This window comes from Streptomyces sp. NPDC016851 (assembly GCF_055562795.1).
In genome coordinates this window covers 124556-150050 of sequence record NZ_JBVHEP010000003.1, presented here as the reverse complement: position 1 = coordinate 150050, position 25495 = coordinate 124556, and the positions used below count along the sequence as shown (strand labels likewise).

At 72.6% G+C, this 25495-nt stretch carries 16 protein-coding genes and 1 pseudogene; 12 read left to right on the top strand and 5 right to left on the bottom strand.

The window, feature by feature from the left end; translation table 11 throughout:
• Nucleotides 1–85: 85 nt before the first annotated feature.
• Nucleotides 86–1129, bottom strand: a complete 1044-nt coding sequence (locus ACZ3I3_RS05920; protein WP_467362928.1) for a serine hydrolase domain-containing protein — start codon at nucleotides 1127–1129, stop codon at nucleotides 86–88.
• 184 nt (nucleotides 1130–1313) lie between these two features.
• Here ACZ3I3_RS05920 and ACZ3I3_RS05915 point away from each other — a divergent pair, with 184 nt between their 5' ends.
• The 8 genes and pseudogenes from ACZ3I3_RS05915 to ACZ3I3_RS05880 all read left to right on the top strand — a co-directional run bounded on the left by ACZ3I3_RS05915 (nucleotide 1314) and on the right by ACZ3I3_RS05880 (nucleotide 16350).
• Nucleotides 1314–3359: a serine/threonine-protein kinase gene (locus ACZ3I3_RS05915; protein WP_467362927.1), complete on the top strand. Its 2046-nt coding sequence runs from the start codon at nucleotides 1314–1316 to the stop codon at nucleotides 3357–3359.
• A gap of 153 nt (nucleotides 3360–3512) precedes the next feature.
• A complete protein-coding gene (locus ACZ3I3_RS05910; RefSeq protein WP_467362926.1) occupies nucleotides 3513–6053 on the top strand; it encodes a protein kinase in 2541 nt (846 codons plus the stop codon).
• Between the two features lie 167 nt (nucleotides 6054–6220).
• A complete protein-coding gene (locus ACZ3I3_RS05905) occupies nucleotides 6221–8023 on the top strand; it encodes a serine/threonine-protein kinase (protein ID WP_467363364.1) in 1803 nt (600 codons plus the stop codon).
• 92 nt (nucleotides 8024–8115) lie between these two features.
• Nucleotides 8116–9333: pseudogene (locus tag ACZ3I3_RS05900) on the top strand (serine/threonine-protein kinase); the annotation flags it as partial.
• Nucleotides 9334–9463: 130 nt separating this feature from the next.
• On the top strand, nucleotides 9464–11113 hold the full coding sequence (locus ACZ3I3_RS05895; RefSeq protein WP_467362925.1) for a serine/threonine-protein kinase: 1650 nt from the start codon (nucleotides 9464–9466) through the stop codon (nucleotides 11111–11113).
• Between the two features lie 61 nt (nucleotides 11114–11174).
• Complete coding sequence (locus tag ACZ3I3_RS05890) at nucleotides 11175–12779, top strand: serine/threonine-protein kinase (protein ID WP_467362924.1); 1605 nt, start codon at nucleotides 11175–11177, stop codon at nucleotides 12777–12779.
• A gap of 137 nt (nucleotides 12780–12916) precedes the next feature.
• Complete coding sequence (locus ACZ3I3_RS05885) at nucleotides 12917–14545, top strand: succinic semialdehyde dehydrogenase (RefSeq protein ID WP_467362922.1); 1629 nt, start codon at nucleotides 12917–12919, stop codon at nucleotides 14543–14545.
• A 17-nt stretch (nucleotides 14546–14562) separates the two neighbouring features.
• Nucleotides 14563–16350, top strand: coding sequence for a GMC family oxidoreductase N-terminal domain-containing protein (locus ACZ3I3_RS05880; protein ID WP_467362920.1), 1788 nt, complete (start codon nucleotides 14563–14565; stop codon nucleotides 16348–16350).
• Nucleotides 16351–16440: 90 nt separating this feature from the next.
• Here the strand turns inward: ACZ3I3_RS05880 and ACZ3I3_RS05875 are convergent, their stop codons facing one another.
• Nucleotides 16441–17433 carry an LAETG motif-containing sortase-dependent surface protein gene (locus tag ACZ3I3_RS05875; protein ID WP_467362918.1) on the bottom strand — a complete coding sequence of 331 codons (993 nt, stop codon included), beginning with the start codon at nucleotides 17431–17433 and terminating at the stop codon, nucleotides 16441–16443.
• 214 nt (nucleotides 17434–17647) lie between these two features.
• On the opposite strand from ACZ3I3_RS05875, the gene ACZ3I3_RS05870 reads away from it, so the two are divergent.
• Entirely contained in the window at nucleotides 17648–18784 is a 1137-nt protein-coding gene (locus tag ACZ3I3_RS05870) for a hypothetical protein (protein WP_467362917.1), read from the top strand.
• Between the two features lie 569 nt (nucleotides 18785–19353).
• Here the strand turns inward: ACZ3I3_RS05870 and ACZ3I3_RS05865 are convergent.
• A complete protein-coding gene (locus ACZ3I3_RS05865; protein WP_356925102.1) occupies nucleotides 19354–19674 on the bottom strand; it encodes a chorismate mutase in 321 nt (106 codons plus the stop codon).
• Nucleotides 19675–19962: 288 nt separating this feature from the next.
• On the opposite strand from ACZ3I3_RS05865, the gene guaA reads away from it, so the two are divergent.
• On the top strand, nucleotides 19963–21543 hold the full coding sequence (gene guaA / locus ACZ3I3_RS05860; protein WP_467362916.1) for a glutamine-hydrolyzing GMP synthase: 1581 nt from the start codon (nucleotides 19963–19965) through the stop codon (nucleotides 21541–21543).
• A 4-nt stretch (nucleotides 21544–21547) separates the two neighbouring features.
• Here guaA and ACZ3I3_RS05855 read toward each other — a convergent pair whose 3' ends face one another.
• Nucleotides 21548–22021, bottom strand: coding sequence for a pyridoxamine 5'-phosphate oxidase family protein (locus ACZ3I3_RS05855; protein WP_467362915.1), 474 nt, complete (start codon nucleotides 22019–22021; stop codon nucleotides 21548–21550).
• Nucleotides 22022–22242: 221 nt separating this feature from the next.
• On the opposite strand from ACZ3I3_RS05855, the gene ACZ3I3_RS05850 reads away from it, so the two are divergent.
• The gene (locus ACZ3I3_RS05850) at nucleotides 22243–23037 is read left to right on the top strand and encodes a class II aldolase/adducin family protein (RefSeq protein WP_356925099.1); all 795 of its coding nucleotides are present in this window, start codon (nucleotides 22243–22245) and stop codon (nucleotides 23035–23037) included.
• A 12-nt stretch (nucleotides 23038–23049) separates the two neighbouring features.
• Here ACZ3I3_RS05850 and ACZ3I3_RS05845 read toward each other — a convergent pair whose 3' ends face one another.
• Entirely contained in the window at nucleotides 23050–23946 is an 897-nt protein-coding gene (locus ACZ3I3_RS05845; RefSeq protein WP_467362914.1) for a DUF4429 domain-containing protein, read from the bottom strand.
• 225 nt (nucleotides 23947–24171) lie between these two features.
• Here ACZ3I3_RS05845 and ACZ3I3_RS05840 point away from each other — a divergent pair, with 225 nt between their 5' ends.
• Nucleotides 24172–25458, top strand: coding sequence for a hypothetical protein (locus tag ACZ3I3_RS05840; protein ID WP_467363363.1), 1287 nt, complete (start codon nucleotides 24172–24174; stop codon nucleotides 25456–25458).
• The last annotated feature ends 37 nt before the right edge of the window (nucleotides 25459–25495 follow it).

Genomic DNA, 25495 nt, shown 5'->3' with positions numbered 1-25495 from the left:
GGCTGTTCCCGCGAACCGGGCGGCGCGTTCGACATCACCCGAACGAGTGTCAGAAACCGGGATCTCCGTTCGGAACCCGGTCGTTCTACGAGGTGCGGGGGCAGAACTCGGCCGCGAGCACCGCGGGTTCGAGACCGGGATCGGCTATCGCGTCCGTGTTCACGCGGAAGGTGAGGACACGCCGGCCGTCGACGGTGGCTGCGGTGCGCACGTAGCTGCCGGATATGTGCCCGTTGTGTCCCCACACCGTCGTGCCGCACGGCAGTTCCTCGGGAAACAGGCCCATGCCGTACGCGCCGTGTGCGGCACGGGTGTCGAGCATCTCGCGCAGCCAGTGCGGGGGCACCAGCCGCCCGCCGAGCAGGGCCGAGTAGAAGCGGTCCAGATCGGCGAGCGTGGACACCAACTCGCCCGCGGCGCCGGCCACCCGCGGGTCGAGATCGGTGACGTCGGTTCCGTCGGCGGCGTAGGCGTGGCCGTGCGGAGAGGGCAGCGAGGAGCGGGATCCGGGGAAGGAGGTGCCCGTCAGACGCAGAGGAGTGATGATGCGGCGCTCGGCCTCCGTGGCGTACGAGCGGCCGGTGACCTGCTGGACGACCAGGCCGAGCAGGACGTAGTTGGTGTTCGAGTAGGAGAAGCGGCCGCGTTCGGCCGGGGGGTGGGTGAGTGTGATGCGTATGGCCTGACGGGGTGTGACGGGTGCGGTTCCGCCGGTGTCCCTGGTGTAGTCGTACAGGCCGCTGGTGTGGGTGAGCAGGGAACGCACGGTCAGCGCGCGGCCGTCGTTGCCCGCTCCCCGCACCAGGCCCGGCAGGTGCTGCTCCACGGTGTCGGACAGCGACAGCCGGTGCTCGGCGGCCAGTTGCAGCACGACCGTCGCGATGAACGTCTTCGTGACGCTGCCGGCACGGAAACGGTCCGACCGGGCGATTCCCTGCCCGGCCTGGGCATAGCGGGTGGTGGCCCCCTCCCGGGCGAGCAGGGCCGCGGCCGGTGCCCTCCCCTGGGTCACCAGCAGCGGAAGCACCGCGTCCGTCGGCGGAGCCGAGAGAGCCGACGAGTCGGCCGGAAGCAGGCCGAGGAGGGCCACGGACACAGGCAGGGCCAGCAAGGTCCGAAAGGGCGGCACGCGGGCTCCTCCCTGGTCGGGGCGTCGGGGGCCCATCATGCAAGGCGGCGCGCCGGGCGCCGCGCCCGGGTTCCGGGTGGGCGGGGCCGAGGGGGCGTTTCACCAGGGGGCCCCTGGGGCGCTGGGCACTTGTCGGGTGAGAGACAATGGAGGCTCTGTCAGGGCGGGTTGTATGAGGGGACGCATGTCGGAGGCGGAGCGGGCGGGCACATCTCGTCAGGACACTCGTCAGGACAACAGGGAGCGTCTCCTCGCGGGGCGTTACCGGCTGGGCGAGGTGCTCGGCCGCGGTGGCATGGGCACGGTATGGCGGGCCCAGGACGAGACCCTGGGGCGGACGGTCGCCGTCAAGGAGCTGCGGTTCCCGTCGAACATCGACGAGGAGGAGAAGCGGCGGCTGATCACGCGGACGCTGCGCGAGGCCAAGGCGATCGCGCGGATCCGTAACAACAGCGCCGTGACGGTCTTCGACGTGGTCCAGGAGGACGACCGGCCCTGGATCGTGATGGAGCTCGTCGAGGGCAAGTCGCTCGCCGAGGTCATCCGGGAGGACGGCCTCCTCGAACCGAAGCGGGCCGCCGAGGTCGGGCTCGCCGTCCTGGACGTGCTGCGCTCCGCGCACCGTGAGGGCATCCTGCACCGCGACGTGAAGCCGTCGAACGTGCTCATCGCCGAGGACGGCCGGGTCGTGCTCACGGACTTCGGCATCGCCCAGGTCGAGGGCGACCCGTCCATCACCTCGACCGGCATGCTCGTCGGCGCGCCCTCCTACATCTCCCCGGAGCGGGCGCGCGGGCACAAGCCGGGCCCGGCGGCCGACCTGTGGTCGCTCGGCGGGCTGCTGTACGCGGCGGTGGAAGGCACACCGCCGTACGACAAGGGGTCGGCCATAGCGACTCTCACGGCGGTGATGACCGAGCAGTTGGAGGAGCCGAAGAACGCCGGCCCGCTGAAGGACGTCATCTACGGGCTGCTCACCAAGGACCCCGCCCAGCGGCTCGATGACGCGGGCGCCCGGGCGATGCTGAACTCGGTCATCCACGCCCCCGCGCCGGCCGAGCCGGAGCCGATGGACGCGACGAAGGTCGTGCCGCTTCCGGCGCAGCCGGACAAGTCCTCGCGCAAGGGGAGCGCGGCGGGTTCCGGGAGCAAGCGGAGCGAGGAACCCGGGGAGCGGCTGCGCGGAGCGCTGCGTTCCGTGCGCAAGGCCGCCGTCGGGACGGCCGGGGCGTCGGCCGCGTCCCGGACCCGGTCCGAGGAGGGCATGTCCTCTTCCGGACCGGAGGGCGCGAAGGCCGGGGACGGGGACGCGGGTGCGTCCGTGTCGACGCCCGGTTCGAAGTCGGGTTCGACGTCGGGTTCGGCGTCGGCCTCGGGGGCGGCTGCCAGTGCCGGGGCCGGAGCACAGGGGGCGAAGGCGACGTCCGAGGGCCGGAGTTCGGGGTGGCCCGTCATGCCGCGGCCGGACCTGCCGCCGCGGCCCGCGCCCAGGGCGCCGCTGACCGACGTGGTGCCGCGGCGCACCATGGTGATCATCGCGGCGGTCGTGGTGCTCGCCGTGATCGGCACGGTGCTCGCCATCGCGCTCAGCGGAGACGACAAGGACGCGAAGGGGTCCGCCGGAGGGAACGGCGGCAAGGCCGTCGCCACAGCGCCCAGCAGCGCCGACACCAAGGGCGACGAGAGCGACGGCACGCGCACCGACAGCGCGGCGACGCAGCCCACGCCGTCGGCGCCCGCCTCGAACGGCACGCCCGGCGACCGGGCGAGCGAGTCCTCCGCCGGCGGCAAGGGCACCGTCGCGGTGTCGACGCACCAGGGCAGCCAGGGATACTCGATCGGTCTGCCCAAGGGGTGGAAGTACGGATCCACGGGTGCCGCGGGCGACCGGTTCACCGGGCCCAACGGGCAGAAGCTGCTCATCGCCTGGACCTCCACGCCCAAGGGCGACCCGGTGGCGGACTGGAAGAGCCAGGAGCGCTACATGCAGCGCGCGCAGTACAAGAAGATCCGAATAGAGCCGGTGGACTACCGCGGCTGGAACACGGCCGACTGGGAGTTCACCTACGTGGAGAGCGGCACCAAGTACCGGACCATCGACCGGGGTTTCGTCGTCGACGACCGGCAGGGCTACGCGCTGATGTACACGGCGAAAGCAGCCGGCTGGGGCGATGAGCTGCGCAAGCAGACCTGGCGGACGCTGACCAAGACCTTCGAACCCAAGTCCTGAGCATGAGCGGCCCCGGGTTTGGGGAGTGAGATCTGGCATCCCCACATTGCGGGTTGCCTGCGGCACGTATCGTAAATGTTTGCGGACCGTGCGCAGCCGGAACGGACCGTGGGGCGAACGGATGTGACCGACCAGGCTGCCGGGGGAGGCATCGTGGACGACTATGCGGGACGGGTGCTCGCCGACCGCTACCGCCTGCCGCTGCCGCCGTCCGACGAGTACGAACTCACCGAGTCCCGGGCCTTCGACACCTACAGCGGACAGGAAGTCCTGGTCAGGGCAGTGCCGTTGCCGGAGGTGGTCGAGGCGGAGGTCCTCGACGCGGAGGGGCTGCCCGACGGCTTCACGGCCCGTGACGGTGGTGCGCGCAGGCCCGGCGCCCGTGCGGGCATCCGGCGGCCCACGGACCCGGTGGTCCGGCGCGCGGTCGAGGCCGCGCAGGCCGCGGCGGCCATTCCCGACCATCCCCGGCTCGACCAGGTCTTCGACGTGTTCGCCGAGGGCGGCTCGCTGTGGATCGTCAGTGAGCTGGTGGCCGCGCGTCCGCTGGCGGCGCTGCTCGCCGAGAAGCCGCTGACGCCGTACCGGGCGGCCGAGGTGGCCTCCGACGTCCTCATGGCGCTGCGGGTGCTGCATGCGCACGGCTGGGTGCACCGGAACATCACCGCGCGGACGGTCCTCGTCTGCGACGACGGCCGGGTGATGCTGACCGGACTGGCGGTGGGCGCGGCGGAGGAGGCGCTGTGCGGGTACGACCCCGTACCGGCTCCGGCCCTCGGCGAGCCCGGCCAGGAGACCGGGGGCGCCGGGACGGCCGAGGGCGTCGGCGGTCCGGGCGGTGCCGGTGGCTCGGGAGCCGTCGGCGGCCCGGGTGTCGCCGGTGTACCGGGCGGCGGTGGCGCGGGTGATCCCGAGGCCGCGCGGCGGGCCGCCATAGAGGCTCGGGAGGCCCGAGGGCTGCCGCCGGTCGGAGCCGATGCGGGGAGCGGGGGCTTGCCCGTGCCGGCCCGCAGGAGCGAGGACGACAGCGCGGACCCGCGTGCCGCGCGAGCCGGGGCGATCGCGGCCTACCGGGCGGGTGCCCGGGCCGCGGCCCGGGTCCACGAGACGCAGCAGAACGGCCGGGCGGCGCTGCCCGGCGCCCGGCCCGCCCCGGACGGCGGACCCGGGCCCCACACCAACGGCTCGGCGCAGTCGCCGTACGTCCCCGGGCAGAGCACGGGGTCCGGTGGGACCGCGCCGGGGCAGATAGCAGACCCCTACGGCGTGAGCGGTGCCCCCCGGACGACCGCCTGGCACGGTGCCACGCCCCGCGGCGGAACGGGCGGTGCGCCCTCGCCGGGGCAGGAGCAGACGGCGCTCCCCCCGGCCCCGGAGCCCGCCGCCTCCAGCGAGCCCACCCGGTGGGACGACCTGGTCGCCCACACCCCCGCGCCCCGGCGCGGCCCGGCCACGGCGCTGGCCGCCGAGCGGGCGCGGCAGGCGCGGATGGCCGTGGTGGGCCCCGTGACGGAGCGCTGGGCGCCGGAGCAGGCCGGACCGGTGCACGAGAACTGGCAGTTGGCCGCGCCGATCGGCCCCGCCACCGACCTGTGGGCGCTCGGCGCGCTGCTCTTCCGGGCCGTGCAGGGGCATGCGCCCTACCCGGAGGAGTCGACGGCCGAGCTGGTGCAGATGGTGTGCGCGGAACCGCCCGCGTACGCCGAGGAGTGCGGGCCGCTCCGGCCGGTCGTGGAGTCGCTGCTGCGTCAGGACCCGACTGAGCGCCTCGACTTCGAGGAGCTGCGCGGCTGGCTGCGCTCGCTGGTGCGCTCGGCGCCCGAGCCGGAGGCCGGTGTGCATGTCGTCGCGGCGCCGCCCGTCGACGCGAGCCGGCTGCCCGTCGTACGGCGCCGGGGCGAGCTCGTGCGCAGGCGGCGGGCCGGACTGCCCGCGCACCACGGACGGCACAAGCGGGCCAAGAAGGAGTCCCGGTCACCGCACCGCCTCGGCCGCACCCTGCTCCTGCTCGTCCTGCTCGTGATGGCCGCGGCGATCGCCTACGCCATGCTCTTCATGCCCAAGTCGCAGACCGACGGCGCGCAGGGCACGGACCGCACCGGTGCCGCCGGTGAGGTCAGCCAGGCGCCCGAGCCGGAGGCCAGCGGCGAACCCCGGCCCGACCGGGCGTCACCCGGGCCGGAGAAGAGCCCGTCGACATCGGCCGGTTCCACGCAGACGCAGACCACCGGCTCCGAGGTCGCCGACGGCTTCACCCTGCGCAAGGACTCGGCGGGCTTCCAGGTCGCCGTCGCCAAGGGCTGGGACCGCGCGCCGCGGGGCGGCAGCGGCCAGGTCGTCTACGCGAAGGGCGACTTCGAGCTCATCGTCGTACCGGGCCGGGACAGCGCGTCGGAGTTCGGCAGCGATCCGATGGTCTACCAGCGGGAGAAGGAGCGCGAGTTGCAGCCGTACCGCGACTCCAGCTGGGCCACCTCCACCGGGCTGAAGACGATCGAGGTGGGCGGGCGGACCATGGCCGAGGGGCAGTTCACCTGGAGCGGCGACGACGGGGGCGAGCTGTACGTGCGCAACCTGGCGATGCTGGTCGACGGGCGGTACCACGTGGTCCAGGTGCGCGGACCGGAGTCGGAGCGGGACGAGGTGACGCGGCTGTACGAGCAGGCGGCGGCGACGTACAAGGCGACGAAATGATCTCCTGACGCGACGGCCGTGCACCGGCGTTCACCTCACCGTTCCCTCCTGTCCCAGGCGGCGACAACCGTCACAGTGCGGTCACCGTGGTACCCCGCTTGTTCCCTGGGGGAGGGCGGGTCCTTAGTCTGACCCTGTCAAGACCATTGCGGGGCAACGTGAATCAGATGCAGGGCCTGCTCGTCGCGGGCCGCTACCGGCTCGCCGACTCCATCGGCAGTGGCGGCATGGGCCGGGTATGGCGAGCACATGATGAGGTGCTGCACCGGTCCGTCGCCATCAAGGAGCTGACGGCCGCCCTCTACGTCTCCGAGAGCGAGCAGGCCATCCTGCTGGCGCGCACCCGGGCCGAGGCCAGGGCCGCCGCGCGGATCAACCACTCCGCGGTCGTCACGGTGCACGACGTGCTGGAGCACGACGGCCGCCCGTGGATCGTGATGGAGCTGGTCGAGGGCCGCTCCCTGGCCGACGCGGTCAAGGAGGAGGGGCGCGTCGAGCCGCGCGAGGCGGCGCGCATCGGCATGTGGGTGCTGCGGGCCCTGCGCGCCGCGCACACCGCCGGCGTCCTGCACCGCGACGTCAAGCCGGGCAACGTCCTCCTCGCCCGGGACGGACGTGTCCTGCTCACCGACTTCGGCATCGCCCAGATCGAGGGCGACACCACCATCACCCGGACCGGAGAGGTCGTCGGCTCGGTCGACTACCTGGCACCCGAGCGCGTGCGCGGCCACGACCCGGGCCCCTCCTCCGACCTGTGGGCGCTCGGCGCGACGCTCTACACGGCGGTCGAGGGCCGCTCGCCGTTCCGCCGCACCACCCCGCTGACCACCATGCAGGCCGTGGTCGAGGAGGAGGCCGCCGGGCTTCAGCACGCGGACGCGCTCGCGCCGGTCATCACCGCCCTGCTGCGGAAGGATCCGGCCACCCGGCCCGACGCGTCCGAGGCCGAGCAGATGCTCGCCGAGGCTGCGGAGGGGCGGCGGCCGAGCGGGGCGCAGGCGTATGTGCCGACGCAGTACGGGGGACCGTCGGGACCGTCGCCGTACCGGGACGCGCACAGCGGCCCGGGCACGTCCGGAACCAACCCTTCAGGCACGTACCCCTCCGGAACCAACCCTTCAGGCACGTACCCGTCCGGCACGGGTACAGCCGCTGCAGGCTCGGGTTCGCACACCGGGACGCCGCTCCCGCCGCCGGCCGGGACGCCCGCCGGCGGGACGCCGACAACCGGTGCCGCCACGGCCGGCACCGTGGCAGCCGGGGCCTTCGCCACCGGGCACGGGACGCCCGATCCCACCATGGTCGGCCCGATGGCGGCGGGTTCGCGGCCGGCCGGTCCGGGCCGGCGCCGCCGGCTTCGCACCCTCGCCCTCGTCGTCGCTCTCGCCGCCATCATCGGCGGAGGCACCGCGGTGGTGCTCCAGCAGTGGAACGAGAGCCGGCAGGCGTCGGACTCCGCATCCGGTACGACCCGCACGGAGCGGCCCGGGGGCTCGGTGCCCGACGGCTGGACCCGCCGCGACGACCCCGTGGGTTTCAGCCTCTACCTGCCCAAGGGCTGGAAGCGTCAGACCTTCGGCCCGCAGGGCGAGCTCAAGCAGATCGACTACACGCCCGACGGCGGCCGGCACTTCGTCCGGATCGCCGTCGACACCTCCCCGGACTTTGCCGACCCGTACGCCCACCAGCTCGACCTGGAACAGCAGTTGCAGCGGCTGGTCCACTACAAGCGCGTGAAGCTGGAACGCAACGTCTACCGTGACCGGGACGGCGCGCTGTGGGAGTACACCTGGACCGCGCAGGCGAAGGACACCAAGTTCCCCGGTCCGCGCCGCGCCATCGAGGAGACGTACGTCGCCCGCGACGGCACCGAGTACGCGCTCTACATGTCGGCACCCGCGCAGGACTGGGCGAAGGCGCGCAAGCAGTTCACGGCGCTGTTGCAGGGCTGGCACGAGAAGACCCCCTGACGCGGGAGGCCCCCTGACCCAGGCCCGTGTGTTTCGGCCACCCGCAGGCCGCTGCCCCGGAGCCCGTCCCTCCGTTGGGGCATGATTGCCGCATGGGGACCGAGGGGCACAACATGCGTGTCATCGCGGGCCGTTACCGGCTCGAGGCGAGGCTCGGGCGCGGTGGCATGGGCGTGGTCTGGCGGGCGACCGACCAGTTGCTCGGCCGGGGCGTAGCCGTCAAGGAACTCCCCTTCGACGAGACGCTCTCCGCGGCGGAAGCGCGCCGGCAGCGGGACCGTACGCTGCGCGAGGCGCGGGCCGTCGCCCAGCTCAGCCATCCGCACATCATCGTCGTCCATGACGTCGTCGAGGACGACGAACGCCCGTACATCGTCATGGAGTTGATCGAGGGCGGCTCGCTCGCCGACCGGCTCGCCACCGAAGGCCCGGTCGAGGCCGCGGAGGCCGCACGGATCGGCATCGCCCTGCTCGGCGCGCTGCGCGCCGCGCACGCGGCCGGGGTGCTGCACCGCGACCTCAAGCCCGACAACGTGCTGCTGGAGGCCGGTACCGACCGGGTCGTGCTCACGGACTTCGGCATCGCCCAGGTCGCGGGCGCCCCGACGCTCACCGAGAACGGTTCCTTCGTCGGCTCGCCCGAGTACACCGCGCCCGAGCGGATGTCGGGCGTCAGGACCGGGCCCGAGTCCGACCTGTGGTCGCTGGGCGCGCTGCTGTGCGCGGCCCTCAGCGGCGAGTCGCCGTTCCACCGGGACTCGCTGGGCGGCGTCCTGCACGCGGTCGTCGTCGGCGACATACGCCCGCCCGCACAGGCCGGTCCGCTCCTGCCCGTCGTCCAGGGCCTGCTGGAGCGCGACCCGGACCGGCGGCTGGACGCGGACCGGGCGGAGCGGATGCTGCGGGCGTTCCGCGAGACGGGCAGTACGCCGCAGGCTCCGCCGCCCGGGTACGCGCCGGCGGTGCAGGACGCCTCGTACGGACGGCCGCAGGACGGCGCCGATCGGCAACCGCAGATGCCGCCGGTGCCACCGAGGGACCTGCCCGGCCCGGACCGGCGGTACGAGCAGGTGCTCCGGCAGCCCACGCGCCGGGTGCTCGTGGCCGCGCTGCTGGTCGCCGCCATGGCCGGGGCCGGTGTGTCGGCGGCGGCGCTGCTTATGGAGGAGGGTGGCGGGGACGGCGGCCGCACGCCGAAGAGCACCGCGCCGAGGACGCCGTCGGCCGGCCCGTCGTCCCACGGCACGCGCACTCCCAGCACTCCCGCGGCCACCGGCGCCACCACGACCGCCGCCCCCTCGCCCTCGCCCTGACGTGGCGTGCGGCCGATGAGCCACGTACCGGACAAAGAGGAGATAGCGCCCGGATCACGTCACGGGTCTGTGACCGGGACGCGTCCGTGCTGGATGCGCAAGCGCTTGGCGCGATATGGATGACCTCATGAGCAGCAACGGGGGAGCCCGATCCGGGGCCGACGAGCCAACGAGTTTCGCTCTGCAACCACCGACTCCGCCGGTGCCGGTGCCAGGGAACCCGTACGCGACGCCCACCCAGGTCGTGTCCACCGAGGCCGTGCCGCCCCAGTCGGCGGCAGCGGTCCAGGATCCCGGAGCCGGGCGGCTCATCGCCGGGCGTTACCGGCTGATCGCCAAGCTCGGGCACGGCGGCATGGGCACGGTGTGGCGTGCCAAGGACGAGACGGTGGACCGGGAGGTCGCCGTCAAGGAACCCCGCGTCCCGGAGCATCTTCCCGAACGCGAACGCGCCAACGCCTTCGAGCGGATGCGTCGCGAGGCACGTGCCGCGGCCCGGCTCGATCACCCGGCGGTGGTCGACGTCCACGACGTCGCGGTCGTGGAGGGGCAGCCGTGGATCGTGATGGAGCTCGTGCGGGGCCGTTCGCTGGGCGACGCGCTCCAGGAGGGCACCCTGTCCGCGCGCGAGGCGGCCCGGATCGGCCTGGAGGTGCTCGGCGCGCTGGAGGCCGCGCACGCGGCGGGCATCCTGCACCGCGACGTGAAACCGGACAACGTGCTGCTCGGCAGCTACGACCGGGTCGTCCTCACCGACTTCGGCATCGCACAGATCGAGGGCGAGACCAATCTGACCGACACGGGCGGCTTCGTCGGCTCGCCCGAGTACATCGCGCCCGAGCGGGTGCTGGGCCAGCGCCCGGGTCCGGCCAGCGACCTGTGGTCCCTCGGCGTGGTGCTGTACGCGGCGACGGAGGGCGTCTCGCCGTTCCGCCGCAGCAACACCCCGGCCACGCTCCAGTCCGTCCTCAACGCCACGCCCGCGCCGCCGGCCTCCGCCCAGGGCCCGCTCGCCGAGGCCATCACCGGCCTGCTGCACAAGGACCCGGCCCGCCGCCCGGACGCCGCCCGGGTGCGTGCCCTGCTGGAGGCCGCCGCGAACCCGCCGGCGGTCCAGGCGACCCAGGTCGTCCCCATGACGGGCGGTCAGGGTCGAAGACTCCGGCTCGGTCGAAAGGGGTGGGCCGGACTCGGTGCGGCGGTCGTCGCGGCGGCGGTGACGGCGTACCTGGTGCTCGCGAACCCGTTCGCCGGGCCGCTGCCCGAGGGCTGGACGACACGCCAGGAGAAGGACCTCGCCGCGTCGCTGGCCGTCCCCGGCGACTACCAGCGGACCCTGCCCGACCGGCAGTCGGACCAGGTGCACGGGGTCAGGTACACCGACTGGAGCGGCAGCATCTGGGTCGGCCTGACGCTCGCAAAGAAGTCGGAGGACACCGGCCGCACCATCGCCGGCTCCGCGGCCGCCGAGATGTACGACGACGACACGGGGTTCAAGGACACCGGCAACTACGGCCTGGACATGCCCGAGAACCCGAAGACGGCTCCCAAGGACACCACCTACAGGGGGAAGAAGGCCGCCGAGAACACCGTCACGTATTTCACCGACGACACCGAGAACTCCCGTCCCCGCGAGCTCAGGATCTTCTACTACCGGACCTCCGGCGGCGACATGTACAAGCTCACCGTCAGCTACCCGGGCAAGGGCGACTTCACCGAGCGCGGGCAAGAGGTGGCCGACACGGCGATCGCGAACCTGGACATCGACGGGACCTGAACCGGTGTCCCGCCACTGCCTCGCGTCGACAAGGAGCCGCCCCGCGGGGTACTGATGGGGCATGAGCAACGACGGGGGCGGGACGGGCGCCCAGGGCCGGTCGGTCGCTGGGCGGTACCGGCTGATCGAGCGCATCGGCTCCGGCGGGACGGGCACCGTCTGGCGGGCCTACGACGAGCTCGTGCAGCGGGAAGTCGCCGTCAAGCAGCCCCGGTTGCCGGGCGAGCCGGGCGACCCGGGCGACGGCCACCGGCGTGCGGCCCACCGGCTCTACCGGGAGGCCCGCGCCGCCGCCCGCGTCGACCATCCCGCCGCCGTCACCATCCACGACGTGGTCGTCGAGCCGGAGCGGCAGCCGGACGCACGCGCCGGGCGGGCCGATCGTCCCGGCCGGCTCGGACGCGACGGGCTGGACGCGGTCGACGCGGTGCTCGACGGACTCCCCTGGATCGTCATGGAGCTGGTGCCGGGCGAGTCCCTGCACGAGGTGCTCCGGCGCGGCCCGGTCGAGGCGCGCGAAGCCGCCCGGATCGGCCTCGCCGTCCTCGGTGCCCTGCGGGCCGCGCACTCCGTCGGCATCGTGCACCGGGACGTGAAACCGGCCAATGTGCTGCTCGGCCCCCACCAGCGGGTCGTCGTCACGGACTTCGGCACCGCCCACATGCAGGGCGAGGAATCGCTCACGGCCGGCGCGGAGTTCGCCGGCTCGCTGGAGTTCGTCGCACCCGAGCGGATGTCCGGCCGCATCGCCGGGCCCGCCTCCGACCTGTGGTCCCTGGGCGTCCTGTTGTACGCGGCCGTCGAGGGGGAGTCCCCGTTCCGCCGGGACACGCCGGAGGCCACGCTCGCCGCGATCCTCGCCCCCGAGCCGCCCGAACCGAAGCAGGCCGGACCGCTCGGGCCGCTGATCGCGCGGCTGCTGGTGCGGGACCCCGAACAGCGGCCGGACGCCGAGGAGGTCGCGAAGGCGCTGGAGGCGGTGGCCGGCCCGTGGCCGGCGGCGGAGGAGATACCGAAGGCGCCGAAGGAGACACCGAATGGGGAGTTCGCGGACACAGGGCAGTTCACGGACGTACGGCAGTCCGTGGACGCACCCCCGAAACGCCAGAGCCTTCTCCGCCCCGGCCCCCTCGCCCTGATGAGCGCACTGCTCGCCGGCGGCATGGGCGCCGCCACCCGCCTCGGCGACACCGGCGGCACGGAGACCGCCGAAGCCACGGAGATCTGGACCCCGCACCGCGATCCGGACCTGGCGGCCGTACTCCACCTCCCGAGCCACTACCGCGAACTCGACCGGACCGGCAGCGTCACCGACCAGCCCCGCACGGTGCTCTACGGCGACGAACAGGGCGGCACCGTCCAGATCCGCCTCCTCCTCTGGGACCGGGCCCCGGGCTCCCCGATGGACCAGGTCCGGAACGCACCCGTCGTGCGGGGGGACACGCGGTACTCCCGCACCAGCGTCCAGGGCTACGAGGCCGCCCTCGCCGACACCGCCTACCACCTGGACGAGGACCCCAGGCGGGTCATGCGGGTGCTGATCCGCACCGACGACGACCGCATGTACGAACTGCGCGTCGACATGCCCACGGGCACGCCCGAGGAGAAGGAAGGCACCTCGGTGTTCGAGGGTGCCCGGGACCGGCTCGGGATCGTAAAAGGCTGAATCACACCAACTGGTCACCGCACAACGGCCTGATCAGCGCGTTCGTTGCCAGCAGCCACTGGCACCTTGTGTGCAGTCGGTGAAGCCGTATTACCGACGGGTACCCAAAGGCTCCGCCGGGGCATACCCTGCGGCTCATGACGGACGCGCACGCCCCGGAGAAGACCGGCACGGCACTGGCCGGCACGAACCCCCTCGCCCCCGCCCCGGAGGGCGCCCGCACCGCCGCCGACGTGGTCACCCCCGAGCTGGTCGCCCAGCTCACCAAGGGCGTGGCCGGATCCGGCCGGACCGCCAACCACACGCCGTTCACCGGTGAGAAGCTGGCCGACCTGCCCGAGTCGACGCCCGAGGACGTGGCGAGGGCCTTCGAACTGGCCCGCGCCGCCCAGGCCGTGTGGGAACAGACCCCGGTGCGGCAGCGCGCGGCCGTCCTGCTGCGCTTCCACGACCTGGTGCTGGAGCGCCAGGCCGAGGTGCTCGACCTGATCCAGCTGGAGACCGGCAAGGCCCGGTTGCACGCCCATGAAGAGGTCCAGGCCGTCGCGGTCGCCGCCCGGCACTACGGCCGCAAGGCCCCCGCCTATCTCCGCCCCAAGCGGCACGCCGGTGCCATGCCGACCCTCACCAAGGTCATCGAGCGGCGCCACCCGCGCGGTGTCGTCGGCCAGATCGCGCCCTGGAACTACCCGCTGGAGCTGTCGGTCGGCGACGCGCTCCCCGCCTTCGTCGCGGGCAACGCGGTCGTCATGAAGCCCGACACGGAGACCTGCCTGACCGCCCTGTGGGCCCGTGACCTGCTGATCGAGGCCGGACTGCCCGCCGACGTCTTCCAGGTCGTCCTCGGCGACGGCCCGGTCGTCGGTCCGGAGGTCGTCCGGCACGCCGACTACGTCTCCTTCACCGGCTCCACCCGCACCGGCCGCGAGGTCGCCCAGGGCGCCGCCGCCCGGCTGGTCGGCGTCTCCCTCGAACTCGGCGGCAAGAACGCCATGCTGGTGCTGGAGGACGCCGACATCGAGAAGGCCGCGGCCGGTGCCGTCCGCGCCTGCTTCTCCTCGGCCGGCCAACTGTGCATCTCCATCGAGCGGCTCTTCGTCCACGAGTCGATCGCGGACGCCTTCCTGGAGCGCTTCGCCGCCCGCACGAAGGCCATCCGCCTCGGCACGTCCCTGGCGTACGGCGCCGACATGGGCTCCCTGGTCGGCGAACGCCAGTTGGAGACCGTCACGCGGCACGTCGAGGAGGCGGTCGCCAAGGGTGCGAAGGTCGTCGCGGGCGGTGTGGCCCGACCGGACATCGGCCCGTACTTCTTCGAGCCCACGATCCTCGACGGGGTCGCCACGGACATGTCCGTCTGCACGGAGGAGACGTTCGGCCCGGTGGTCTCGGTCTACCGCTTCACGAGTGAGGACGAGGCGATCGAGCGCGCCAACGCCACGGCGTACGGCCTGAACTCCTCGGTGTGGACGAAGAACGGCCGGCGAGGCCAGGAGGTCGCCGCCCGTCTGCGCACCGGCACCGTCAACATCAACGAGGGGTACGCCCCCGCGTACGGCAGTGTCCAGTCGCCGATGGGCGGCATGAAGGACTCCGGCCTCGGCCGCCGCCACGGCGCCGAGGGCATCCTCAAGTACACCGAGGCCCAGACGGTCGCCCACCAGCGAGTCCTGCCGATGGCCCCCTCGCTGGGCATGGACGACGAGAAGTACGCCCAGTTCATGAGCAGGAGCCTGCGCCTGATGAAGGCGTTCCGGTTCCGGTGATGCAGCGAGGAGAGCACGTGCCTCAGGACGCTTACGACTACGACGTCATCGTGGTCGGCTCCGGCTTCGGCGGCTCGGTGACCGCCCTGCGCCTCACGGAGAAGGGCTACAAGGTCGGCGTCCTGGAGGCCGGCCGCCGCTTCACCCGTGAGTCCCTCCCGAAGAACTCCTGGGACCTCAAGAACTACCTCTGGGCGCCGAAACTCGGCATGTACGGCATCCAGCGCATCCACCTCCTGGGCAACGTCATGGTCCTGGCCGGTGCGGGCGTCGGCGGCGGCTCCCTCAACTACGCCAACACCCTCTACGTCCCGCCCAAGCCGTTCTTCGAAGACCCCCAGTGGCGGGACATCACCGACTGGCAGGAGGAGCTGAAGCCGTACTACGACCAGGCCCGGCGCATGCTCGGCGTACGGCTCAACCCGACCATGACCCCGTCCGACGTGCACCTGAAGGCCGCGGCGGAGCGCATGGGCTGCGGTGACTCCTTCCACCTCGCACCCGTCGGCGTCTTCTTCGGTGACGGCGAGGACGCGGACGGCACGGCGAAGGCGAAGCCGGGCCAGGAGGTGCCCGACCCCTACTTCGGCGGGGCGGGTCCGGCCCGCAGGGCCTGCGCGGAGTGCGGCGAGTGCATGACCGGCTGCCGCCACGGCGCGAAGAACACCCTCAACGAGAACTACCTGTACCTCGCCGAGAAGGCGGGCGCGGTCGTGCACCCCCTGACGACGGTCGTCTCGGTCACCGACGACTCGCGCGGCGGGTACGCGGTCGCCACCCTGCCCACCGACGACCGCCGCAAGGCCAAGGGCCGGACCTACAGGGCCCGCCAGGTCGTCCTCGCCGCCGGCACGTACGGCACCCAGACGCTCCTGCACCGCATGAAGGCCGGCGGCCAGCTGCCGCACATCTCGGACAAGCTGGGCGGGCTGACCCGCACCAACTCCGAGGCCCTGGTCGGCGCCCAGACCGACGACCGGCGCTACCGCAAGGCGCACGGCGCGCCGAAGGCCGACTTCACGCGGGGCGTGGCCATCACGTCCTCGATCCACCCGGACGAGAACACCCACATCGAGCCCGTCCGCTACGGCAAGGGCTCCAACTCGATGGGCAGCCTGTCGATCCTCCAGGTCCCGTACGCCGGAAACAACTCGGGCACCTCACGGGTCCTGGGCTTCCTCGCCCACGCGGCGAAACACCCCTTGCTGGTGCTGCGCTCCCTGTCCAACCGCCGCTGGTCGGAGCGGACCATCATCGGCCTGGTGATGCAGTCGCTGGACAACTCCCTGACGACGTACCTCAAACCGTCGGGCGTCGGCCGCGGCCTGCTCACCGCCCGCCAGGGCCACGGCGCTCCCAACCCGAAGCAGATCAAGGCGGCCACGCAGAGCGCGTCGGCACTCGCCGCCGAGATCAACGGCTTCGCGGGCTCGAACGTCGGCGAACTGATGGGCACCCCGCTCACGGCCCACTTCCTGGGCGGCTGCCCGATCGGCGACTCCCGCGAGACCGGCGTGATCGACCCCTACCACCGCCTCTACGGCCACCCGGGCATCTCGGTGGTCGACGGCGCCGCGGTCTCCGCCAACCTGGGCGTCAACCCGTCCCTCACCATCACCGCCCAGGCCGAGCGGGCCATGTCGTTCTGGCCCAACAAGGGCGAGCCCGACCCGCGACCCCGGCAGGGCGCGGCCTACGAGCGTCTCCAGCCGGTCGAGCCGAAGTCCCCGGCGGTCCCGGCGGAGGCGTTCGGCGCGCTGCGGCTGCCGTTCCTCGGCCTGCCGGCCGTACCGCCCAAGAACTGACCCGCGGCGGACAGCAGAAGAGGGACCTGCGCCCCCCTCCGAGCGCAGGTCCCTCTTCCGCTTGTGCAACGGCCTGCCGGCCGCTGTGGCTTACGCCTGGACGCCGGCCTTGCGGCGACGCACGACGAAGATCGCGCCGGCACCGGCCACGACCGCGGCACCGCCGACGAGGCTGATCATCGGCAGGGCGGAGCTGGAACCGGTCTCGGCGAGGCTGCCGGTGACCTCCGGCGTGTTGCCGCTCGGCTTCTCGTCGGTGACGGGCGCCTTGCCGCCCTCGGTCGGCTTGGTGCCACCGGTGTTCGTACCGGCCGCGACGATCTGGAACTTGTACGAGACGTCACCGAAGCCGACGCACTCGCCGTCGTTGTCGCCGTAGATCGTCGCGCCGAGCGAGAAGCCGGCGCCGACCGGGGCGGACGGCTTGACGTTGAGGCGCAGCGGGATGTTGACCTGGTACTCGGGCTTCAGCTCGTCGGTGTAGCCGACGTAACCGACCGCGTAACCGCCCTCGTTGAGGTCGACCCAGATCTTGTCCTGGGGGTCCCAGGCCTGGAGCTGGACCTGCTTGCTGGAGAACAGCTCCTCGCCGTTCTTGTCGGGGGACGCCCCGGCGAAGAAGTCGAGGTCGTTGAGCGTGGAGTCGGAGTTGTTGGCCACGTTCAGCGAGAACTTGTGCCAGCCGCTGCCCGCGGCGATCTTGCCGGGCAGGCCGGTGATGCTGACGTCGACCTTGGTGTCCTCGCACACCGAGGGCTCGGGGTCGGGGGACTCCGACTCCTCGGGCTCGGAGGCGCTCGGGGCCGGGGAGGACTCGCTGGTGGACGGGCTCGGCGACGTGGACGTCTCGGGAGAGGACGCGCTGGTCGAGGGGCTCGGCGACGTGGACGTCTCGGGAGAGGACTCGCTGGTGGACGGGCTCGGGGACGTGGATGCCTCGGGAGCGGACTCGCTCACGGACGTGCTCGGCGTCGGCGTCGGCGTCGTTTCGTCGGTCGCGTACGCGGCCGGTGCCGCGAGCAGTGCGACCGGGGCTATGACCGCCGTAGCGGCCGCTGCTGCCATGGCGCGGCGAAGCTTCATGAAGACCTCGGAGAGTCCGGGCGTACCGCAGGATGCGGCACGGACGTTGGGGGAGGCCTCCGCGTGTGGGGCGCGGGAGTGCCCTTGGTTCGGCAGGTTTGATCCGTGAAACCTGTGAATGGTTGTGCTGGCATTCACAGAATTTTTATGTGGCCTGAGTCACACTCAAGACCTTCTTGTGAAGGCGCCGCCCGCCCGCTTAGATCTTGACTTCGTGTCTGAAAAGCCGTCCGACGATGAGCCGTCGGCCTCGGAGCTCCCCGACGACGTCTGGGAGCAGTTCATCCGCGACGCCGAGCGGAACAGCCATGCCCCAGCCCCGAAGGAGCCGTCCGCGCGGGCGCGCATGGTGACCGAGCGCCTGCGACAGCAGGAGGCCCGGGGCGAGTCGCCTCCCGGGTGGCGGACGGGCCCGGCCTGGCAGGAGATGAACGGCCGGGCGGCGCGGCGCCGCAAGCTGTGGGCCGTCCTCGGCGTGCCCCTCGCCGTCGCCGTGGCACTGGTGGCGCTGAAACCGTCGCTGCTGCCCGGCGACCCCTTCGGCACGCACGAATCGTCGGCCGCGGCCTCACCGCTGCCCGACGAGACCGCGGCCCCCAGCGCCGCGCCCGGGGCGTCGGACCCCGAAAAGCCCACCCTGGACAAGCCGTTCGCCGGCTCCCCGGCGCTGCGCTGGGCCGACGGCGAGGCCGGCATCGTGCTGCCCGAGGCCAAAGCCGTCGGACCGGTCCCGAAGGACCGTGTGGAGCAGGCGCTGAAGCTGACGAAGAAGCTGCTGGTGGGCGCCAACCTCGACCCGAAGGCGGTGCGCGGCGCCCGCCCCGAGGCCGCGCTCTCCGTGCTCGACCCCAAGCAACCCGACGTCCTCGACGACCTCGCCACCGCCCTGCGCTCCCCGAGCAGGAAGCACGACCCGGTGACGCTGTTCAGCCGCTTCGACCCCGACGAGGTGCGTCCGGTCGGCGACGTGATCAAGACCCGCGGCCGCATGACGTTCGAGAAGGGGACACACGGGGGCGTCGCCGTGCGCGCCGACTACACCTTCGTCTACCCCGTCGTACGGGCCGACGGCCCCACCGAGGTCACCCGCACCATCGTGCGCCGGGTGCTCGACGTCGAACTCGCCGACCCCGAGCGGTACCAGGTCACCGAGGGCCGGCTGCTGCTCCTGGAGTACGACCAGGAGATCGGCAACTCCTCCTGCGACGTCCACGACGGCTATCTGCACCCGGAGTTCCCGTCGAGCCGGCCCACGGGCGCGGCGCCCAGCGGGCCGACGACGGATCCGTACGACCGGAGCAAGGGCATCGACCGCGACCCGGACGAGTGCGGGACGGTCTCGCGCACCTGACGGCCTTCGGGGCGACGACGCGCCTCGGGACGACTGCCGGCGCAGAGCGAAGGGCCCCGCGGGGTGGAGCCGCGGGGCCCTTCTTCTCGTCAGCACCGACGTCAGGGCAGCGCCGGTGCCTGGAAGCGGCGCCGGGGGGTGCGCCGCTGGTCTGTACCTCTGGCAATGGGGCAATGCGGGTGCCCGCGGGGGGACTTGGGCTGTCTACGCATCGTGCTGGATGAACGCGGCGCCCGCAACCTTTCGATCCAGCCTTGTGCATTTCTGCAAGGTCCGCCGGCCGGCCCCGGGCGTCCCCGGAGCCGACCGTTCTCTTGGGTGACCGGGCTGCTGTCCCCTGCCGTCCGGTCACTTCCCTGGAGCGAGGTCCCACGACGCACGGCACGATCCGTGCGTCTCATCGCTCCAGCGAGCCACGCGTGGTTTCTCTCGGGCCCGCGCCTGGCTGGCACGGACACCGGGACCAACGAAGCGGCCCGCGGGACGGTCACGCGCCGTACGGGTGAGAAGGGGGCGCACGCCTGTCCGGGGAACGTCTTTCCTAGGAGGTCTTTCCTGGGAACGGGGTTTCAGATCCGGCCCCGGCACAGCTCCAGCAGGGTCATCGCGAGGGCCGTGCCCGGCTTGCCCAGCGCCTCCCGGTAGCGGCCGAGGACCTCCATCTCGCGGGAGAGGTTCACGCGCCGGCCGCCGGAGGAGATCCGGGCCTCCTGGATGACGGCCGAGACCGCCGCCCGTTCCTGGATCAGGCCGATGATCCGGTCGTCCAGAGCGTCGATGCGCTCACGCGCGCCGCTGATCACGCCGGCGGCCTCGGGGGTACGGGCACCGGTCACGTCGGTGGCGTTCATGGGGGCTCCTTGTCGTCGAGGAGTGCCCCGGAGCGGCAAGGCCCGGACGACGGCAGACGCCCCGGACCTTGTCGGCCCGGGGCGCCTGGGAAGTCGCTTGTCAGGTGCTCAAGCAGCACGACCATGGCAGCCGGCGGGCCGGGTGCCATAGGTAAAGACGAACGTCTGGTGCTGGAGCATGGGGCAAGTATGCCCCGCTCCCCGGGGGCGTCCAACCCGGTTCGCATCCTGAGACGGCCCCGGCTCCCGGCGCCCGGACGACGCCCCCCGGCACCCCGGTAGAATCGGGTGGCACAAGACCCCCGCCCCACCGCCGGAAGGCACCCTGTGTCATCAGCGACTCCCGCTGCCAGCGCCGCCGACACCGTCCTGGTCGTCGACTTCGGCGCGCAGTACGCCCAGCTCATCGCCCGTCGTGTCCGCGAGGCGCGGGTCTACAGCGAGATCGTGCCGAGCACCATGCCGGTCGCCGAGATGCTCGCCAAGAACCCCGCGGCGATCATCCTCTCCGGCGGCCCGTCGTCGGTGTACGAGGAAGGCGCGCCCCGCCTCGACCGCGCGCTCTTCGAAGCCGGCGTCCCCGTCTTCGGCATGTGCTACGGCTTCCAGCTCATGGCGCAGAGCCTCGGCGGCACCGTCGACAACACCGGAGCCCGCGAGTACGGCCGCACCGACCTGCACGTCTCCAAGTCGTCCTCCACCCTCTTCGAGGGCACCCCCGCCGAGCAGGCCGTCTGGATGTCGCACGGCGACGCCTGCTCCGCCGCCCCCGAGGGCTTCTCCGTCACGGCCTCCACGGACGTCGTGCCGGTCGCCGCCTTCGAGAACGACGAGAAGAAGCTGTACGGCGTCCAGTACCACCCCGAGGTGATGCACTCCACGCACGGGCAGCAGGTGCTGGAGCACTTCCTGTACCGGGGCGCGGGCCTGACCCCGTCCTGGACCACGGGCAGCGTGATCGAGGAGCAGGTCGCCGCGATCCGTGAGCAGGTCGGCGACAGGCGCGCCATCTGCGGGCTGTCCGGCGGCGTGGACTCCGCGGTCGCCGCGGCCCTCGTCCAGAAGGCCATCGGATCCCAGCTGACCTGCGTGTACGTCGACCACGGCCTCATGCGCAAGGGCGAGACCGAGCAGGTCGAGAAGGACTTCGTGGCCGCGACCGGCGTGCAGCTGAAGGTCGTGGACGCCGAGGAGCGGTTCCTCAAGGCGCTCGCCGGGGTCTCCGACCCCGAGGAGAAGCGGAAGATCATCGGCCGCGAGTTCATCCGGGTCTTCGAGCAGGCCCAGGCCGAGATCATCGCCGATCAGGGCCCGGCCGTGGAGTTCCTCGTCCAGGGCACCCTCTACCCGGACGTCGTCGAGTCCGGCGGCGGCACCGGCACCGCCAACATCAAGTCCCACCACAACGTCGGCGGCCTCCCCGAGGACCTCGAGTTCAAGCTCATCGAGCCGCTGCGCAAGCTCTTCAAGGACGAGGTCCGCATGGTCGGCCAGGAGCTCGGCCTGCCGGACGAGATCGTCCAGCGCCAGCCCTTCCCCGGCCCCGGCCTCGGCATCCGGATCGTCGGCGAGGTCACCAAGGAGCGCCTGGACCTGCTGCGCGAGGCCGACGCCATCGCCCGCGAGGAGCTGACGGCGGCCGGCCTCGACCGGGACATCTGGCAGTGCCCGGTGGTCCTCCTCGCGGACGTCCGCAGCGTCGGCGTCCAGGGCGACGGCCGTACCTACGGCCACCCGATCGTCCTGCGGCCCGTCTCCTCCGAGGACGCGATGACCGCCGACTGGTCGCGCCTGCCGTACGACGTCCTCGCGAAGATCTCGACCCGGATCACCAACGAAGTGCGTGACGTCAACCGCGTCGTCCTCGACGTGACCTCGAAGCCGCCGGGGACGATCGAGTGGGAGTGACCCCTTACGTGCGCTTGATCGTGCGCAAGGGCTCGCCGGGCGTCCAGAGCTGGACGACGAGGAACTTGTCGTCCTCGACGTAGGTCCGTACGACCTCCGTGAGCTCGGTCCGGAAGAGGTGGAACGGCTCCGGCGGTTCCACCTCTTCGACGTACCGCGCCTTCGTCTCCACGTCGTCGACCTCGATCGCCCGCCCGCTGATCCGCACGTCGCCGCCGCCCATGCCCGTGCCCTCCCCGGGGTTCGCCTGGAGCGCGAAGCGCGGGTCACGGCGCAGGTCGAGCGCCTTGAGCGAGTCCGGCATCATGCCGAGCCACAGCTCGCCGTTCAGGAACCGCACCTCCAGGCCGCTGGTGCGGGGCGAGCCGTCCTTCCGGAGGGTGGCGAGGACGTGGTGGGTGTAGGCGCCGAAGCGCTTCTCGACGGTGTCGGCCATGTCCGGTTCGGTGGTGGCGAAAGCCGCCCAGTTCACTGTCATGGGGAGAGTGTCGCGCCGAAATCCGACATCTTCTGTCGGCTATTCGTGGGGTCGGGGAGACCGGGGGCGAAAGGGGTGCGCACGGGTGCGCACAGGTGCTCGCGGGTACTCACGAGGCGTTCGCCGGTGCGCTGGTCTCATCTTCACCAAACGGTTCTGTTCTTTCCGACCCGACCGGCGGTAGCTTCCGCCCCGTACGTAGAACCATCGCTGGAGGACCTATGCACGGGCCCACCCCGCCCCTGCCGCTGCCCACCGACCGGCTGCGGTTCGCGATGCCGCCCATGCACGAGTCGGTGGAGGACGAACGCCGGCACCGCAAGGAACGGCTCGCGGGCGCCCTGCGGATCTTTGGGCGGCTCGGCTACGAGGACGGCGTGTCCGGGCACATCACCGCCCGCGACCCCGAGTACACCGACTGCTTCTGGGTCAACCCGTTCGGGATGCCCTTCCGGCACGTCACCGTGAGCGACCTGGTGCTCGCCAACCAGGACGGGCAGGTCGTCGAGGGCGGCTACCACGTCAACCAGGCCGCCTTCACCGTGCACGCCCAGGTCCACGCCGCCCGCCCCGACGTGGTCGCCGTCGCCCACTGCCACTCGGTGCACGGCCGGGCGCTCGCCGCCCTCGGCGAACTACTGGAGCCGATCACCCAGGAGAGCTGCGCCTTCTACGAGGACCACACGCTCTACGACGCCTACACCGGCGTCGCCGTCGACGCCGAGGAGGGGCGGCGCATCGCGGCCGCGCTCGGCTCCCGCAAGGCGCTCGTGCTGCGCAACCACGGGCTGCTGACCGTCGGCGACTCGGTGGACGCCGCCGCCTGGTGGTTCGTGTCGATGGAACGGTCGTGCCAGGTGCAGCTGACCGCGCAGGCCGCCGGTCGGCCGGTCCGCATCGACCACCGGATGGCGGTGGCGACGCGGGAGCAGTTGGGGGGCGACCTGGTGGCGTGGATCAACTATCAGCCGATGTGGCAGGAGGTCAGCCGGAGCGAGCCGGATCTGCTGAGCTGAGCAGCCGGCCCTTCAGAAGCCGCGGAGCACCACTGCCTTCGTCCTCGCGAACTCCTCGTCCGTGAGCACACCCTCCCGGTACAGCTCGCCCAACTCGCGGAGGCGGCGCAGCAGTACGTCGTGGTGGTCGGCCGCGGGCGGAACGGCGCCGGCCGGGCGGGAGCCGCGCGCGCCGTCCTCGTGGTCCCCGGCCGCGGCGCGGGTGGACGGGTGCGGCAGCCGGGCGGTGACCGCCGTCGCCACGAGCGCGGTCAGCAGGTCGCGGCGGACGCTGCCCCACAGGTCCAGGGCGTACGGGTCCTTCTCCGGCGGCAGTTTCGAGAACACCGTCTCGCGGGTCACGAAACGCAGGAAGCCGTCCTCGTGACCGGAGTTCGGCAGCCATTCGACCCGCACCAGGTCGCCCAGGTCGATGACGCGCGGGCCGGTGGCGCGCTTGACCCGCTCGGACGTGTCGGCCCAGTCGATCCGCACACGCAACCCGTCGAAGGAGACCGTCCCGTCGGACGAGCGCACCGACACCGGAACCGGTGGGCCCGGCAGCAGATAGGCCTTCGCCGGTTCCTTCGGGACCTGGTCGAGAAGGAGCGCGCGGCGGATCTCCTCGGCGACGTACTCGGCGACCCCCGTCCGGTCGACGTCCACCGCCAGCCGGTACGGATCGGCCGCCTCCGGCAGCCGCCCGCCGGTCGCCTGGAGCAGCGGGTCGGCGCCCTCCCGCAGCCGCAACCGGAGCCGCCCGCGTTTGCGTTCCACTTCGAGGACGACACCCGAGACCGCCTCCAGCGGCACGGCGATCTCTCCGTACGTCTGCCGGAACAGCGGCACCGAGCGGTGCAGACCGGGCGTGATCCGGACCGTACTGCCGTCGAAGGCCCAGGTCCCGTCACGCTGGATGATCTCGGCCATAAGGGAATTCTCGCAGCCGGGTCAACCGGCCGCGCCGAACTTCACCCGTGTTGACCAGACCGGGCGGACGCGGACCAGGTGGTGAAGGGATAATCCGCTGTCGTCGCACGGGAGTTGTGCAGCGGTGTTTCCGGGGTCCGGAAGACCGACGGTGGTTGGGTCGCGGGAAGGCGGGCGTCGGGCGTGACGGTGCGCGAGGCGGGACAGGGCGGTGCGCCCGGAGGTATGCAGGTCGGGGTGCACGGCGGGGTGCACGGCAGTGTGAACGGCGGTGTGCACGGAGGCGGGTGCGCCTGCGGGGACTGTCCGCACGGGGCGCGTGAGGGGCATCGGAGGGCCGTCGCCGCGTTTCTGCGCAGGCGCGACGAGTTCGCGGCCGGGCAGGGGCTGCCGGCCGCGGTGGCCCACTCCGCCTCGGCCTCCCGGCAGTGGGTCTCGGAGGAACTGGCGCAGTCCGCGGAACTCGTCGCCGAGCGCGGCCGGGCCGAGGGCCGGGCCTGGCTGGCCGGCCTCTGGCGCCGCACGGCGGGGGTCGTGTGGGCGGCCGTCGTGCTGTTGCTGCTCGGGCAGGCCCTCACCGCGGTCGGCGCGGGCTGGACGGCGGCCCGTACGGCCGGGCTGGCCGCCGCGCTGGTGGTCGCCGGGGCGCTGACGGCGGCGTCGTGGTTCCACCGGGCGAAGGGCGGTGCGCTGGCGCCCCTCATCGGTGAGGACAACCGGCTGTCCACCTCCCGTACGGTCGCCGGGGCGTGGGTGCTCTTCGTGGCCTACTCGGTGCTCGTGCTGGCCGCGCGGCTGGCGGGCGCCTCCCGGCATGCCGACCGGGACGCGCTGATCTCCGGGCTGGAACTCGCCCGCGGGGCCGGGATCGTGACCGTGCTCGCCGTGGTGTGCGGGATCGCCGTGCTCGTGCGGCGGGTGGTCGGGCTGCGAGTGCTGGGCCAACGGCTCCAGAAGGTGCCGGCCGACCGGCCGCGAGCCGCCGACCTGCTGACGGACGACGCGGGGCGGGGCACCTTCGCCGACATCCAGTACGTCGTGATCAGCGCCGTCGCCCTGGTCTTCGCGGCGGTACGGCTGGCCCGGCGGCCGGACCAGTTGCCGGATCTGCCGTGGGGGCTGGCGGTGGTCGTCCTGGTGTCGGCGGCGACGTACCTGGCCGGCAAGTACGCGGAGGGGGGCCGGCCGGTCATCCTCTCCGTCGTGCGGTCACGGGAGGCGGGGGACCTGGACGGGCCGATCCGCACGGGTGACGACATCGAGATCCGGGGCGCCGGGTTCGTACCGCCGGGTGCGCAGGGCGCGGACCGGCTGGCCCGGATGGTCGTCCGCGTCGGTGCCGTGCACGTCCACGTCCCGTTGGTGCCGGTGCCCGGGGGTTTCGACAACCCGACGGACACACTGCTGACCGTGCCGGTACCGGCGGACGTGGAGCCGGGACGGGTGGAGGTACAGGTGGTCACGGCGGCGGGGGTGGAGACGAACCGGTACGCGGTCGACGTGACGGAGTGACGGCTGCCCGGCCCCGGCACCCACGCCGGTCACCCGG